12 protein-coding genes are annotated in these 14,546 nt (G+C 51.5%); 5 read left to right on the plus strand and 7 right to left on the minus strand.

The window, feature by feature from the left end; all coding sequences use genetic code 11:
* Positions 1-168: 168 nt before the first annotated feature.
* The 3 genes from BY447_RS22605 to BY447_RS22615 all read right to left on the minus strand — a co-directional run bounded on the left by BY447_RS22605 (position 169) and on the right by BY447_RS22615 (position 4,184).
* Entirely contained in the window at positions 169-1,356 is a 1,188-nt protein-coding gene (locus tag BY447_RS22605; protein ID WP_110332337.1) for a diguanylate phosphodiesterase, read from the minus strand.
* Between the two features lie 305 nt (positions 1,357-1,661).
* Positions 1,662-3,446, minus strand: coding sequence for a GGDEF domain-containing phosphodiesterase (locus BY447_RS22610; protein WP_013356496.1), 1,785 nt, complete (start codon positions 3,444-3,446; stop codon positions 1,662-1,664).
* Positions 3,447-3,959: 513 nt separating this feature from the next.
* Positions 3,960-4,184 carry a DUF3606 domain-containing protein gene (locus tag BY447_RS22615; protein ID WP_013356498.1) on the minus strand — a complete coding sequence of 75 codons (225 nt, stop codon included), beginning with the start codon at positions 4,182-4,184 and terminating at the stop codon, positions 3,960-3,962.
* Positions 4,185-4,555: 371 nt separating this feature from the next.
* Between BY447_RS22615 and BY447_RS22620 the strand changes: the two genes are divergently transcribed.
* Both BY447_RS22620 and BY447_RS22625 read left to right on the plus strand, forming a co-directional pair.
* Complete coding sequence (locus BY447_RS22620) at positions 4,556-4,795, plus strand: hypothetical protein (RefSeq protein ID WP_013356499.1); 240 nt, start codon at positions 4,556-4,558, stop codon at positions 4,793-4,795.
* Positions 4,796-4,969: 174 nt separating this feature from the next.
* Positions 4,970-5,458, plus strand: a complete 489-nt coding sequence (locus tag BY447_RS22625) for an Hsp20 family protein (protein WP_107320517.1) — start codon at positions 4,970-4,972, stop codon at positions 5,456-5,458.
* A 72-nt stretch (positions 5,459-5,530) separates the two neighbouring features.
* On the opposite strand, the gene BY447_RS22630 is transcribed toward BY447_RS22625, so the two are convergent.
* The 3 genes from BY447_RS22630 to BY447_RS22640 all read right to left on the minus strand — a co-directional run bounded on the left by BY447_RS22630 (position 5,531) and on the right by BY447_RS22640 (position 8,094).
* Positions 5,531-6,295 (minus strand): MerR family transcriptional regulator, encoded by a 765-nt coding sequence (locus BY447_RS22630; protein ID WP_110332338.1) that lies wholly within the window; start codon positions 6,293-6,295, stop codon positions 5,531-5,533.
* A gap of 201 nt (positions 6,296-6,496) precedes the next feature.
* Positions 6,497-6,706, minus strand: a complete 210-nt coding sequence (locus BY447_RS22635) for a CsbD family protein (protein ID WP_010256969.1) — start codon at positions 6,704-6,706, stop codon at positions 6,497-6,499.
* A 173-nt stretch (positions 6,707-6,879) separates the two neighbouring features.
* Positions 6,880-8,094 carry a diguanylate phosphodiesterase gene (locus BY447_RS22640; RefSeq protein WP_110332339.1) on the minus strand — a complete coding sequence of 405 codons (1,215 nt, stop codon included), beginning with the start codon at positions 8,092-8,094 and terminating at the stop codon, positions 6,880-6,882.
* A gap of 947 nt (positions 8,095-9,041) precedes the next feature.
* Between BY447_RS22640 and BY447_RS22645 the strand changes: the two genes are divergently transcribed.
* Positions 9,042-9,275, plus strand: a complete 234-nt coding sequence (locus tag BY447_RS22645) for a DNA polymerase V subunit (RefSeq protein WP_095708319.1) — start codon at positions 9,042-9,044, stop codon at positions 9,273-9,275.
* Between the two features lie 80 nt (positions 9,276-9,355).
* On the opposite strand, the gene BY447_RS22650 is transcribed toward BY447_RS22645, so the two are convergent.
* Complete coding sequence (locus BY447_RS22650; RefSeq protein WP_110332340.1) at positions 9,356-9,685, minus strand: hypothetical protein; 330 nt, start codon at positions 9,683-9,685, stop codon at positions 9,356-9,358.
* Between the two features lie 630 nt (positions 9,686-10,315).
* Between BY447_RS22650 and BY447_RS22655 the strand changes: the two genes are divergently transcribed.
* The gene (locus BY447_RS22655; protein WP_110332341.1) at positions 10,316-11,974 is read left to right on the plus strand and encodes a methyl-accepting chemotaxis protein; all 1,659 of its coding nucleotides are present in this window, start codon (positions 10,316-10,318) and stop codon (positions 11,972-11,974) included.
* Between the two features lie 615 nt (positions 11,975-12,589).
* Complete coding sequence (locus tag BY447_RS22660) at positions 12,590-14,515, plus strand: methyl-accepting chemotaxis protein (protein ID WP_110332342.1); 1,926 nt, start codon at positions 12,590-12,592, stop codon at positions 14,513-14,515.
* The last annotated feature ends 31 nt before the right edge of the window (positions 14,516-14,546 follow it).

Here is a 14,546-nt window from a genome sequence, read left to right on the forward strand (position 1 = left end):
CAGTATCGCGTCCAGGATTTACAAAAGAAGCTTAGAATGCGCAGATAAATAAAGGGGAGTAGGGAGGGCCTGTTAATCATGCCTTTTCCTGAGAGTCGGCACGGCCATAAATGAAAAAAGCGGCCGCTCGCTGGCGTACCGCTTTAAAATTATTAAGACCGCGTACGGTTACATCGCTTCGCGATATTCCGGCCAGGCGACCGATTGGGCCTCATAGCGGCCCGCAGATGCGAACAGCGTACCCTGGAAATTGATCACACCTGCAGCTTCCAGCCACATCCACTCTTCAGCCTGTACGATCCCAGCCGCGATAACGGTGATCTCCAGCGCTGAGCAGCACTTGATGATTGCCTGCACCACCGCCTGCTTTGGCCCACTGCGATGAACGTCGCGGGTGATACCGGCATCGATACGGATACGGTCAGGCTGAATATGAGTCAGCAATGACAATCCCGCGGAGCCGTCTCCAAAATTGTCGATAGACAGGCTGATCCCGAACGCTTTTAACGCGCGTACGGCTTCAGAGAACGCATCCAGCTGTGAAATCACGCCGGTTTCACTCACACCAATAACCACCTGCTCCGGCACCAGACCCGCCTGCTGAATGGCTGCCACAATGTGCTCAACGGCGTCGGGTATGACAATCAGCGTCATTGGCAGCAGACTCACGTAGAGCGTCATACCATCGGGACAAACCAGGCCAGCGTGGGCAAAGGTTTTCTTCACGGTTTCCAGATCGTCAACATAAAGCCGGTCGCCGGAAATTTCACCGGTCAGCGCCGGACGCAGGGTGACAGCTTCAATGGCGGTCACCTGACGCGCCAGTGGATCGACCACCGGCCGGAAGCTCACCCCTTCTGTCTCCGGACAGGAATCCGGCACATTAGTGTGCTCTGAAATAAACTCCCAGTAACCTGGCGGCAGAACCTCGTAGTAGTTTTCTTTCTCGCGTGACTCAACAAAAGTACGCAGGAATTGCAGTGCCCGATCATCATAGGTCAGGCGATATTTAGACGTACCTTTGTCCAGCACCGCCTGCAGCAGTGATGAGCGATCGTGTTCGCGCAGATCAAACAGCGACATGCCCGCATTACCAAAACGTCGGGAAGGCGCATAGTCGCGCATTAACTCCACCACATTATGATGCCGGCGATCGGCACAGATTCGCTGATAAACGGCCTGAATGCCCGCTTCCGGGCCTTCAAGTAACTGGAAGAAATGGGTGCCGTTGAATAACAGGATACCGGTTACACCGTGGGTAGTATTGATTTTGCTGGCGTTGTCGACCATTTCCGGTAGGGTTCTGACCGGAAAGTCCTCTGAAATATGGCTGCGATAGATTATGGTGGTAAGCATGTGCAGCTCCGTTTTACGTGATTGTTGCGGACACGCTAACATTGATCAAAAAATGTTTCACCTTTACTTGGTTACTGTCGCACAGACTGCACCAGAGCAGGTGGCACTAAGCGAAGCGGCAAATTGGCAGATCTGAATTCAGTTACCTTAATGGTAATAATGCTGCTGGATCTCCGCAGAGAAGCTCATTTCAGTGCATCATAAATAAGACCGCCATCAGGGCGGCCTTGTGGCTTTAGCGGAAAGTTAATCCGCAGCTCAGCAGTGACATAAGCGCAATGTTCACACAGGTATAGCCTGCAGGTTTAATGACACTCACCACGCAATTTCCAGTGAAGCCAGTGATCCAGCGCCTCTTCGTTTAATGGCCTGGAATAGAAATAGCCCTGAGCCTGATCGCAGCCATATTCTGTCAGGGATGTCACGGCGTCAGGACACTCAACGCCTTCTGCCACCACCGTATAGTCCAGCTCTTTGAGCATGGCGATAATGCTGCGGGCAATAATGCGTGAAGCCGTATCTGAAGAGAGTTCACTGATCAGAGAGCGATCCAGCTTGATAACATCGAGCGGCATACGGCGCAGATAGCTGATATTGCTGTAGCCTGCGCCAAAATCATCGAGTGAAATCGTGAATCCCCGTTCTCTGAGCATCTCCAGTCCGCGAAGGGCGGTGGGGCTTTCCAGGATACGTTCTGTCTCCAGGCATTCGATGCCCAGCAGCGAAGTCGGAAGCTTAGACTTCAGCATTTTGCTTTCCAGCGCGGATGCAAATCCCTCGCATGCAAAATCGCGTACGCTGACGTTGATGGTCAGTGGCAACTGAATACAGTTATTACGCAGTCGTCTGAGACGTTCAACGGCCTGATCGATAATCCAGGCGGTGAGCACCGAGAGCAGATCGGTCTGCTCAGCCAGCGGAATAAAGGCGGCAGGTGAAAGTTCCCCTCTGCTGGGATGTCGCCAGCGGATGAGCGCTTCCAGGCCCACCGGTTTGCCACTCTGCAGGCAAATCTTAGGCTGATAGACCATATAAAGCCCGATGTTATCGCGCAAAGCGGTTTTCAGATCGGTCATCAGCAGGAAATCTTCTGAGCGCTGTGTTTCCGCCTCAATATCAAAACGCTGAGAGGGCAGTCCGCGCCCGACAGCTTCATTCAGCGCGCTGACCGCGCGGCGTAACACTTCCGACGCTGACATGCTGCCGGCAACAAAGGCCGCCTCACCGGTATGAGGCGTCAGTGCAACTGACAGCCCCTCATCCATGTCTGCACTGATACCTTCCAGGCGACCGGCGACCCAGGCTGCACTCAGTCTGCTATCAGCACGGGTCAGAATGGCAAACCGCCCTGTGGCCACGGTGTAGATCATCTCACCCACCGCCGGGCGCAGGCGCAGCGGCAGCAGGGTAGCCATATCCTTCAGCAGGCTTTCAACCGGATTCATTCCCATGGTGCGGGCCAGTTCATAAGCACGTGACATGTCGATGCAATCAATCAGCACCAGACGGCGTGGCGTGGTGTCACCCGCCACGGCCAGATATTGTAAATCACGTATCAGGCGCTGACGGTTAGGCAATCCGGTCACCGGATCGCAAAAACCAGCGGAATGCCAGGCTTCAAGAAAGGACATGACCAGCGTGGAGAGCAGCGTTAATGTCGTCACCTGCTCAACGGCAAACGCATGCGGCTCGGTGTCGGTAACACAGAGCGTGCCCAGAATAATGCCGTCGCGGGTTTTCAGAGGCACACCGGCATAAAAGCGAATAAAAGGTGAGCCGGTGATCAGCGGATGCGTCACGAAACGCGCATCGTGATAGGTATCCGGGACGATCACTGCGCTGTCGCTGTCTACCACATGACGGCAGAGTGAATCCCCACGCGTTGAACGTTGCAGATCAAAGTTATGTGACGCCCGTACGGTCTGGAACTCGTCATCCAGCACAGAGATAAAGCTTCCCGGTATGCCCAGGGCCTGACTGGCTAACCGGACAAATTTTCGCAGAACGTCATCGCGACTTTCGTCAGGGTCACGCAGTGCCTGCAAAGCACGACTTCGGCGTTCATTGTCGCCGTTTAGATTCTTGAGCATGTGTGTGTAACCTCCGCACCGGCTGATTACGGAGCGAAAAAAGAAAACTGTCCGGAGCGAAATTTCATTCGGGCGGCAGGAAATATAGCGTATTTTTTTATTTTCATCCTGATGATAAGGGACTATGCGGCGGGTGTCTCTTAATATTTTCTTTAACGCATAAAGGCGATATTTACGATTCGAAAATTTAATCGAAGCGGTGCCTGATTATTTACCTTTTATATTTTCAGCCCGGCGCAGCAGCGCTGTTAAGGTTTATTCCCGGGCAGAAAATCAATAAGCATTCAGGATGGTTACTATTATTTCTAAGTTGGTTTTCAGGGGGAACAGTCATGATGCCGGAGGCAGGATCGTTATGCGCAGACTACTCAGCGGGATAACCTCTTCAAACACAACGCAAAAGCCGGGCAGAAACCCGGACCGGCAGAGATGACCTGTCAGCGTGCTCCCGGCTGATGCAGGCCAATCCACCGCAAGGCCGGCGTTAACACAGCGTTTCTGTCAGCAATCAGCTTAACGTTTGATGCCATTCAGAGATTGAGCCGGGCGGCGTGGGGGCGGGTTCTGTTCCAGCCAGTCACGCACCTGTTCGGTCCGCGCGCCGCTTTCTCGGATCGCGCGTGTCAGCCTTTCCTGGGTTGTCCTCAGCTCCTGAGTCCAGTAGGTGATTTGCCACTGCTCACGAATTTCCACATGCGACAGATCGTCGGGTGAGCGACGCTGGATGGGATTTTTCATTTATTATCCTCCTCTGGTTTCAATGATGCAGCCTGAACAGGAACCTCAGGCTAAACATCTATCCTGATGAAGAAAGCGGCATTGAGGTAGCGGATTAATCCCTGAATGGTCCTTAAGTCAAATAACAGGATAATTCCTGGCGGAAGAAATAAAGCATTCTAAGGAAATAGGAAAAGTACTGCGAGGACGAAATATGCCGCTTCGCTTACAGAAAAATTTCGCTTAATTGTTGAATCTGAAATTTGACATTTAAGCAAAATAGTCAATTATTCTCTGGTCTTTTCGCTGTGAGCGCTTTCAGGCCGCTTCGCTTTAATTGCTGGCGAAGCGCTGTGCTTTTGCGTTTTTAATCATGTTGAAGGAGTGTTTGTTTGGTTAATCGTCCCCCCAAGCCGCCTGTGGTTGTCCAGAGTAATGTACGTGAACTTCGTCTTGCCGCTGGCCTCTCACAACAGAGCGCCGCTGAGCGTTTTGATCTTAGCCTGAGAGTCTGGCAAACCAAAGAAGCGGCAGGTAATCCGACGCTACTCAGTCAGGGTGAATATGAACTGCTGTTATTACTGGCGGGTTGCCATCCCCATTTCACTCTTGCGCCTCAGAGCAAAAAGTAACGGCTCAGTTAATACCCTGAAATGTATTTCTGTGATAACCGGCCGTACAGTCACGTTAAAAAAAATCTATTAAGCTACTTGAAAGCGGACAACTGATCCCTACTTTAGCGATGATCGGGAATATCATACCGGTCAGATGAACTTTTGGATGAACCTGTTCAGGAGATTATCACCATGTCTGTACAACAGTTTTCTGTTTTTCCTTCGCTGACGGATTCTGTCTTTTCAGACCGTTTTAGCCGTATCGATAAATTGTTCAGCCAGCTGACTGGCGACAAGCCGGTGACGTCAGTTCCCGCTTACGATCTGCAGCGGGTTGAGGATAACCGCTACGCGCTGACCGTCAGCGTACCCGGCTGGAAAGAGCATGAGCTGGAGATAGAACTACGTGGCGGCCGGCTTTGCGTGGCAGGTCACCGGGATGATGCATCCGGGGAGTCGTCCGGCGAAGCTCGGCAGGAGAACAGCAGCTGGATCCATCGCGGCATTTCCCGGCACGATTTCCAGCTAAGCTTTTCGATTCCGGAGCACATGAAGGTGACCGGCGCCAGCCTGGCGGACGGTTTACTCAGCATTGATTTGATCCAGGAAATACCGGAGAGCGAGAAACCGCGTCGTATCCCGATTGCGATCGGCGGACCACGAACGCTGGAACATCAGTAATGTGAACAGGGCGGAAGCGGCTAAGGCTGTTTCCGCCCTTTTAACTGCTGGCAGGGAAGAAGGTCAACCGCATCAGGCGCTGGCAGACATCGGGCAGACGGGCGATTGCACGCCAGTATTTGTTCCGGTCAGCATAACAGGATCACCCGCCTCCAGGCTGGCGTGAAATGCCGCCTTCATCGATGCACTGATACCATCGCCACACCACATCAGATGATGCTCAAAGCGGCGATGCGCTACAGCGGGAACACCGCATGCGGCCGCTGCGACTTCAACCCGAAAGCCCTGTCCGTTGAGCCGTATCGCCTCCATCCAGATCTCGGTTTCATCCGTTACGCTGACCGCTTCAAGAAACAGTGGTACGGTGCTGCGTCGCCGTGCGGCCAGCGACAGGCGCTCCCACTGGCCGATGACGGCACTATGAAAACGCTGCTGACGCTGGGCTGCTCCTTCGCTGAGGTCAGAACGCAGCCAGAGGTTGAGCGGCCGCAGATAGCGATTAACATAGTCATCACCACAGTAGTCGGTATTCATCATCTGTAGTTCACGTTCAACATCTGCGTCCGGATTGTTCGCCAGCAGTTGCAACATATCCTCTTCCCGGCAGGCCCAGCCGCCGGGCAGCGTGACGCTGGGCCAGTTAAGGGCAGCATGGATATCAAACAGCGTATGGCCTCCTGATGTCATTTCACGAACGCAGAGCGCGCGCGTGAGCTGCTGATCTGAATAGCCAGCAGGGCCAGGCGGTGTGATCAGCCCGGCCCGGCGCCAGCGACGCAGGGTTTCAGGAAGAACACCGACGAGACCACATACGGTGTCGGTAGAGTGGTGAGGCATAGTTGATATCCGGGAAGCGTTGCAATCCCATGATCGGGAAAGATGGCCGCATTATGCGCGCCAGGAATAAATAAAGAAACAATCATTTCCATAATCTGTCCCTGCAACAGGTACAGAGGTGTCAGAGAGTAAATGAACAGACGGAGAGAAGGGCTGACGGGCAGGTGCCGGGCGCAGAGACGCCCGGCGATTAAGAACGCTTTACCAGTGGTACTTGTTGGAATCTTCCCACTCTTTTACTTCTTTTTCGGCACGGTCTTTCTCGTAGCCGTAGCGTTCCTGAATTTTACCGACCAGCTGATCGCGCTTCCCTTCTACAACGGTCATATCATCATCCGTAAGATCACCCCATTTTTCCTTGACCTTACCTTTGAACTGCTTCCAGTTGCCGCCAATGCGATCTTCGTTCATGGTGATTCTCCCAATTCCGGTTGTTATCCAGGGACCTGATGAATATCTGTCCTGCCAGAAGGCTGTCAGATGGATCAAGCATGGCACAGCTTTTGCTTTTTGCAGCGAAGCGGTGTGAGCCGCTTCAAACTATGAGCAAAAGGGCAGGCAGGGAGGTATTTCTGCCGGGGAAATCACGGGCGTCGTGCAGGCCAGCTCACGGCAGGCTGAGCATTAAGGGCAGGGCGGGCAAACAGAAAGCCCTGGTAATAACGGACCCCGGCACCTTCCAGCCAGAGCCACTCTTCAATTTTCTCCACGCCTTCCGCAATGACCGTAATTTCCAGCGCCTGGCAGCATTTAAGGATGGCCAGCACAATCGCCTGACGCGGGCCGCTGCGATGAATATCGGTAATCAGCTTGCGATCGATCTTAACTTTGTCGGGCTGGAAATCGGCGAGCAGCGACAGGCCTGCGAAACCGGCACCGAAATCATCAAGGGCCAGGCTGATTCCGGCTGCTTTCAGCTGGCGCACAGCAAACTGAAAGGCATCGAAGCGGGAGATGACCTCATCTTCAGTCACCTCAACCACCACCTGCTCAGGGCGCAATCCCTGTTGCCTGATCTGCTGAATGAGATGTTCAACCGCATCGTCGATCACCACCAGCGACATGGGCAGCAGGTTGACGGAGAGCGTCTGCTCCCGCAGGCCGAGATGTCTGGCCAGCTGAAACGCATAGGTTTTGGAATGGAGATCCGCCTGATAACGCTCGCCTTCCGGCAGCTGTGAAAAGTAGTCTGCGGGTGGTGCGCCCTGAAGACCGCGTATCAGGGCTTCGCAGGAGACAATCCGGCGATTCGCTGCGTCTACGATAGGCTGAAGCGCAAATTCACAGCGCTGATCCGCTGCAGGCTGCAGGGGTGGCAGGGCGCTGACGGTAAGGGGCGTAGTCAGTGTCCACTCGCTGGCAGGGGCAATCCCGATAAACGTCTCTTTATCTCTGCCTTCGACAAAAGAACGCAGGAACTTCACTACCCGGTCATGTCTGATTCGTTCATCAGTCAGGGTGACCCGTTTAAGCAGGGCTTCCACGACGGTATGTTTCTGATAGTCACGTAAATCAAATAAGGCCATACCGGCATGACCAAAGCGACGTGCAGGGGCATAGTCTCGCATCAGTTCAATCAGATTAAAATGCCGATCATCCCGACTGATATGCTGGAAAACTGTGTGAACGTTCTCGACGCTCCCTTCAAGCACCTGAAAAAAATGCTGCCCGTCATAGAGCAATATTCCGGTGACTTCAGCTTCAGCGTTTTTGATGCTGGCGCGCTCCACCAGCGCTTTAAGCTTCTCTGGCGAGACCGAACCCGCAAGCTGGCTACGGTAAATCAGGGTGGAGAGCATAAGCAGACTCACATGGCAGGAAGTTACTGATTAACCATACCACAGAAATATTGATGGTTAAGGGCATAACTGCGGCCAATATATCGTTCTGCTTGCGGCATCAAACCGGGCATAGGGCAGGGAAATACTTCAGGCATTAAGCACACACATGTCAGATGGCGTCTCAATAATAAACCGGCGAATAAGCAGAGATAAAAGAAAAGCCCCCGCAAAAGCGGGGGCGAAGAGCGGATATAGCGCATTATTATAACGTCACGACATCCCTGGTGAGGCGCCGGTTATTCGGTTCGTGCCTGATTATTACGCGCTTTATATTCTCCTTACCATGTTGTTCTGGTGGGATTATTACGCGGGTAAAAATCAGTTTCTCTGATATTTCAGGAAATTGTCCTGATATTCAATCAACTGGTTTGGGCTTTTGATAATATCAGCACAGCCATTGAATTATCAGGTTACAAATCCACCACTTTTCCAGTCGCAATCTTAACGTCTTCAGCAGGTTTAACCGGTACGCGTAAACATTACTCGCCTGCAGAGTTAACTGCGTGTCGACATCTGCGGTAACTGAAAAAGTGCCCCCCTATAAAAGGGGGCAAGGGTAGGAGTCAGATCACTCTGAAACAGAAGTGGATTTCGTTGCAGAGCCATTTAAAGATAGGGCAAAACCGCTGTTATTTCCGCTGCGGTTAACCCTTTTTTTAGTTAGATATCAAATAATTAAAATGCTTACAATGTAAAATAATGAGCAGGATCAGTCAGTTAATTGGATATGAAAACGATTACTAAGATTAGGATTAAAGTCCTGATCTGCCTGCGGCTACGGCTATTAATGGCCATAATTCCGGCATCCAAAGCATGTGAATGCAGACTTGACCGCCTGACGGATTAATTATACTGTTCATAAACACAGTACTATTTCAAACAAAAGCCGTTGTGGAGTCAATGTGATGTCACAGGATGATGAGATCTGGCATGCTTTCAGAGAGGCGACAAGACAGGATGATGCCGGTCAGTTTACCGTCAGCACCCGGGATTTTGTGGCGGAGCTGCAACAGCGCAACGCACCTCATACACTGCGAGCCGCAAATACCTGGATCGAGATGCATATCACTACCTTCAGTGATATTTCTGTTGAGCCTGGTGAGTGTCGGTTGTTTCAGATGCCTGCGGCGCGCAGTTAACACGCGCCGCAGAACGGAAAATAACACTACAGTGCAGGTATTTCAGCCACGCTGCTCTGGCGGATGCTGACTGAATGGCTTCAGAGCCTGGACGACTGACGACCCATATCTGACCGATCCTGATAGTTAGGATTAGCAGGATAGCTCTTCTCGCAGGCCATGCGTGCCAGGTTGAGCGCAACTTTACGCTTTTTAAGCTTTAACTTTGGCAGCCACTCTTTGAACTGCGCCGTCAGCGACGCTGCCTGCTGTTCTGTTGTGACGCGACAGATAAACAGCTTGCTCTTCGTCTGGCGGCTGACATCAATGGCGTAGATTTCAAAGCCAGCACTGCACTCTTCATATTCAACATCCGTAAATTGCATGTGTGGCCAAAGACCGGTTCTGGTTTCAAATGTGGCTAAATCCATGAGAACTACCTTTTTTATTGTAAACGTTATTGCTGCGCGACAGACTTAAGCCTGGTCGGGCCAGTGAGCATAGACCACAATCAGTATTCCGCCAGTGAATTTCCTGCTTTAATCTGGCCCTGACACAAATGGCTAAAATCTCAGAGATGTGCCGTTAGGGTTCACCCGCCCACGTTTACACCTATCATTTAATCTGATGACACGCCCACATTTCGAATGTTCGTCTCCGGCAACGCCTGCTATTCGCAGCACTGATGTTGCAGGATCTGTTGCCCTTTTTCATGATGCAGACGTGCCTCTTTACAACAATTATCGTCAGCGATCCTGTTGAATTAGCAGGCTAATTATCAGATCCCAACGGACAGCATCTTAATCCTGATCCTGACCATCGGGTTATGTAAATATCGTGTAAGCAGGCAGGCAGATTCTTGTCGACATGCGTTGTTAAAGGGGAAAAATGAAAGGGGATCGATAACTGAGAACATCGTGAGGTAGTTCACTCTGTTAGAGACGCAAGTAAAAATAAAAAAATATATCCTCCACGATTGATTAAAGCCCCGTGGACGAAAGCCGATAAAAATAATCCAGTTCAAACCAGGTTCACACTTATTTTCTCTCCAGGGGACGTTTATGACTATTACACAGCGTCTGGTATTGATTTTCTCACTGCTTGCAATGTCACTGATTGCGCTGGTGATTATTTCTTTATCAGTGATTTCGGGCTTTCAATCCCGTTTTGAATACGTACAGATGAATGCGATACCCAGCATTCGCGATCTCAACAAATCGATCAGTGTGACCAATCAGATAGGCATTGCTCTTTATCGCCACCAGAGCACTACCGATGCGACAAAACTCCCTGCTGCGGAAGAGCGCATTGAAAATCTGCTTCAGCAGGTTAAGTCATTGAATGATTATTATATGGCGAATGACATCTCCAATGATGAAGATAAAGCGATGACCGAGCAGGCCTATAAAAATCTGGATGCGGTTCGCAGCGCATTGCCAGCATTTCTTGCCGCCTCTCGCGCTCAGAATGATGCTGTCTCACTACCCTTACTGCAGAGTGATAATGGTATAGGGGCCGCTACCCGTAAAATGGAGGCGGATTTCACCCGTCAGATTCAGCTGAATATTGAAATTGGCGAACAGCTCAGGGCTGAGAATAAGCGCATTTATTCGCAGACGCTGTGGGCGATGTCTGGTGGTTCGCTGCTGCTTGTTCTGCTGCTGGCCGGTTTCTCCGCTAAGGTGATCCTTGGCATTAAAAAGAGCCTCTCAGGCATCGTCAACACCATGACGCAGGTGAGTCATACGCTTGACCTGACCCATACCGCTGAAGTCAGTAGTAAGGATGAGATCGGCAAAACGGCGATGGCGTTTAACCAGTTGCTGTCACGCGTTTCCGGCACGCTGCTTTCGGTCAGTCACGCCGCGCAATCGGTCAGTGCCGGATCCACGCAGATTGCTGCAGGTAACGAAGACCTTTCCGCGCGTACTGAAGAGCAGGCGGCATCTCTTGAGCAGACAGCAGCCAGCATGGCGACGCTGAGCGAAACGGTTCGTCAGAACTCAGAAGGCGCGCATCAGGCCAGCAGCCTGGCAAATAACGCCAATCACATGTCGATCCAGAATGGCACGTCAGTGAAGCAGATGCTCAACACCATGGATGAAATTCGCGCCAGCTCAGCAAAAATTTCTGAAATCACCGGGCTGATCGAAGGCATCGCCTTCCAGACCAATATTCTGGCACTGAATGCGGCAGTCGAAGCAGCACGTGCAGGTGAACATGGTCGCGGCTTTGCTGTGGTCGCATCTGAAGTGCGTAATCTGGCGCAGCGTTCCTCGTCTGCCGCACGTGAAATCAAAGACCTTATCTCAACATCGGTTTTACAGGTGGAGCACGGTTTAGAGCAGGCCAACGGCGTGGGATCAAACAGTGAAAATGTCCGTCAGGCGATTCAGCAGGTAGCCGATCTGGTCAATGAAATCGCCGCGGCGACGTCTGAGCAGAGCAAAGGCATTGAGCAGGTTCATCAGGCGATTGGCCAGATGGATGAGGTGACGCAACAGAACGCCTCACTGGTAGAAGAGGCTTCATCCGCCTCTAAATCCCTGCAGGAGCAGGCAGAGACGCTGTCAGGGCTGGTAGCGACCTTTACACTGGAGAGCAACCAGCGTGTTGCGCAGTCGCAACAGCCCGCTGGTGTACGCCGTCCGGTATTGCAGGCGAAGCAGCCTGCGCGCCACACCGTCGACATGACTCAGGCGAACTGGGAAAGTTTCTAATCGCTGAGCAGTAAAATCATGGCCTCCACACTGTGGGGGCTTTTTTTTATCTTTTATGAGCGAAATAAGAATAATTTTTATTTAAATAAAAATGAAATGAAATCGATTTCATTTTTAAAATATGCTGATCAAATTAACTCTTTAGAGTGAGGTGAAACTGTATCGATATATACAAAAAAAGAGTTCGTCAGGGTTAATAGCGTAATGGAGATTGATTCGATACAGTGCGGATGTCTGTTATCGGCGATAGATGCATTAACTTGAATTTCTTTATTTTCATAACGGTGATGCTGAAGTCAGGCTTACGACTAAAAATGCTGATATGTGCATTATTATTTTATGTTATTGATATTTATAAGTATTTTTAGATTTAGCTTAGGTGAAGCTTGCAGTAAATATCGTCATTTTATTCACTGTAAAATAACGTACCGCAATCTATACTCCTTTCTGCTGCGATATGCATTTCTGAAATTTCATACCAAACCCCTTTCTTCATAGCGTTATTGCGCTGCATGAGGCGTCTCTGGCTATGTCAAAGAAAGGGTAAAAATAATATGACACGCGCAATTTTGTGCACTACTCACCTGCACGCCCCACACATCAGAGCGGAAAAGAATGAAAAAAATACTCGACCGGATTAATTTGCCAGCAAAATTCCTGTTACTGGGAGCCTTTGCACTGGTGTTATTTATTTTACCTACCTTTCTGTTTATTCAGACAGGCAACCAGCTTATTGATACCAAAAAAGTCGAACTCACCGGTATTCCGGTTGAGAAAAAAGTCCTGCAGTTGCTGAACCTGCTGCAGCGCCATCGGGCGGAAAGCGCTATAGCGATTGGCCAGAACAAAATGGATAATCCGCCGCGCCTGGCCCTGGTCTCACAGATCAATAGCTTATCTGACAGCATTGCTGCCGATTTGCGTCAGAGCGATGAGCAGGCTCAGCCATTAAAGCGCCTTGAGCAGGTTAATCAGGAGTGGCGTCAACTGCAGGAAGATCTCAATGGCGGCCGGCTGACCCTGGCGAGCAGTCTGACGCGGCATACTCATCTGATCCAGGTGCTCCTGGACACCAGTCAGGATGTACTGGATTTTTATCAGCTCTCGCTGGATGCCGATTTAAACACCTATCAGTTGATCGTCAGTATTTACAGCCGTCTGCCGCTGCTCACTGAAACCCTGGGTCAGATTCGCGGCAATGGTGCTTCGCTAATTGCCAGCGGTAAAGCATCGGATGCCGATCGCAGTCGTCTGGCATTTCAGATAGATAATGGCAAAACGGCCTTATCACAGTTCAGCGGCAATATGGATAAGGTGTTCATGATTGAACCCGATCTTAAGACGACCTTTGGTGACCTGGCGGAGAATGCGAAACAGCAGGCCCTGAGTGCATTACAGCTGGCTGAGGGTGCCATTGTAACCGGACAGGTCAGCATTACCCCGGTTGAATATGTACGGGTCTTAACTGAGGCGATCAACCGCTACGGCATGCTGAGTACCCAGAGCAGCGCCCGTTTGCAGGCGTTACTGCAATCGCAGATTGATACGCGTCGTCAGGCACAGTATCTGCTGCTGGCGGGTTTGCTGGCGATTGCCGTGCTGTCCATCCTGCTGGCAGCTATGATCACCCGCTCTGTGACCCGCCCGGTCAAAGAAGCGGTCGAAGTGGCCAGTCGCGTCGCGGCGGGCGATCTGACAGCACAGCTGACGATTTCCGGCAGTAATGAAATGGCTGAACTGCTGAATGCGCTGATGCGGATGCAGCAGCGTCTTGCCCAGCTGGTTTCGGATATCAAAGGTAACGCCGCCACCATTGCCAACTCTTCAGAAGAGATTGCCCGAGGCAATGGTGATCTTTCGTCGCGCACCGAACAGCAGGCGGCTTCACTGGCTGAAACAGCGGCCAGTATGGAACAGCTGGCATCAATTATTCAGCAGAATGCGGATAACACCCGCTTTGCTTCTGATCGCGCAGAATCAGCGACGCAGGCGGCACTGTTAAGCGGCGCGGCGATGGATTCCGTGATGCAGACCATGCACAAAATCCGCGGCAGTTCGGGTCAGATTGAAGAGATCACCTCCGTGATCGACAGCATCGCTTTCCAGACCAATATTCTGGCACTAAACGCAGCGGTTGAAGCGGCGCGCGCCGGTGAGCAGGGCAAAGGTTTTGCGGTTGTCGCATCCGAAGTGCGGGCGCTGGCCCAGCGTTCAGCCAGTGCAGCAAAAGAGATCAAGAGCCTGATTGAGCAGTCGGTCTGTCACGCGCAGGAAGGGATTGCGATGGCGCAGAACGCAGGCGACAAAGTGAAGCAGAGCGTCAGTGCCATTGAACAGACCTCTCAGCTGATGCGTGATATCTCTTCTTCATCTGAGGAGCAGAGCAGTGGCATTTCGCAGGTCAATATTGCGGTGAACCAGATGGATCAGGTGACGCAGCAGAACGCCGTGCTGGTGGAAGAGTCGGCCTCCTCTGCTGATGAGCTTGCCGCACGCGCAGGGCAGTTACGTACCATGGTTGCGGTGTTCCAGACAGCATAATAGTGTTAAAACAGCCGCCACCTGTGGGCGG

This window comes from Pantoea sp. JKS000250, from assembly GCF_003201065.1.
Lineage (GTDB): Bacteria > Pseudomonadota > Gammaproteobacteria > Enterobacterales > Enterobacteriaceae > Pantoea > Pantoea vagans.

Coding starts and splice junctions, on each gene's coding strand:
- BY447_RS22650 (WP_110332340.1), bottom strand. CDS start 9,685: ATGGATTTAGCCACATTTGAAACCAGAACCGGTCTTTGGCCACACATG.
- BY447_RS22610 (WP_013356496.1), bottom strand. CDS start 3,446: ATGCTCAAGAATCTAAACGGCGACAATGAACGCCGAAGTCGTGCTTTG.
- BY447_RS22655 (WP_110332341.1), top strand. CDS start 10,316: ATGACTATTACACAGCGTCTGGTATTGATTTTCTCACTGCTTGCAATG.
- BY447_RS22640 (WP_110332339.1), bottom strand. CDS start 8,094: ATGCTCTCCACCCTGATTTACCGTAGCCAGCTTGCGGGTTCGGTCTCG.
- BY447_RS22625 (WP_107320517.1), top strand. CDS start 4,970: ATGTCTGTACAACAGTTTTCTGTTTTTCCTTCGCTGACGGATTCTGTC.
- BY447_RS22645 (WP_095708319.1), top strand. CDS start 9,042: ATGTCACAGGATGATGAGATCTGGCATGCTTTCAGAGAGGCGACAAGA.
- BY447_RS22660 (WP_110332342.1), top strand. CDS start 12,590: ATGAAAAAAATACTCGACCGGATTAATTTGCCAGCAAAATTCCTGTTA.
- BY447_RS22615 (WP_013356498.1), bottom strand. CDS start 4,184: ATGAAAAATCCCATCCAGCGTCGCTCACCCGACGATCTGTCGCATGTG.
- BY447_RS22635 (WP_010256969.1), bottom strand. CDS start 6,706: ATGAACGAAGATCGCATTGGCGGCAACTGGAAGCAGTTCAAAGGTAAG.
- BY447_RS22630 (WP_110332338.1), bottom strand. CDS start 6,295: ATGCCTCACCACTCTACCGACACCGTATGTGGTCTCGTCGGTGTTCTT.
- BY447_RS22605 (WP_110332337.1), bottom strand. CDS start 1,356: ATGCTTACCACCATAATCTATCGCAGCCATATTTCAGAGGACTTTCCG.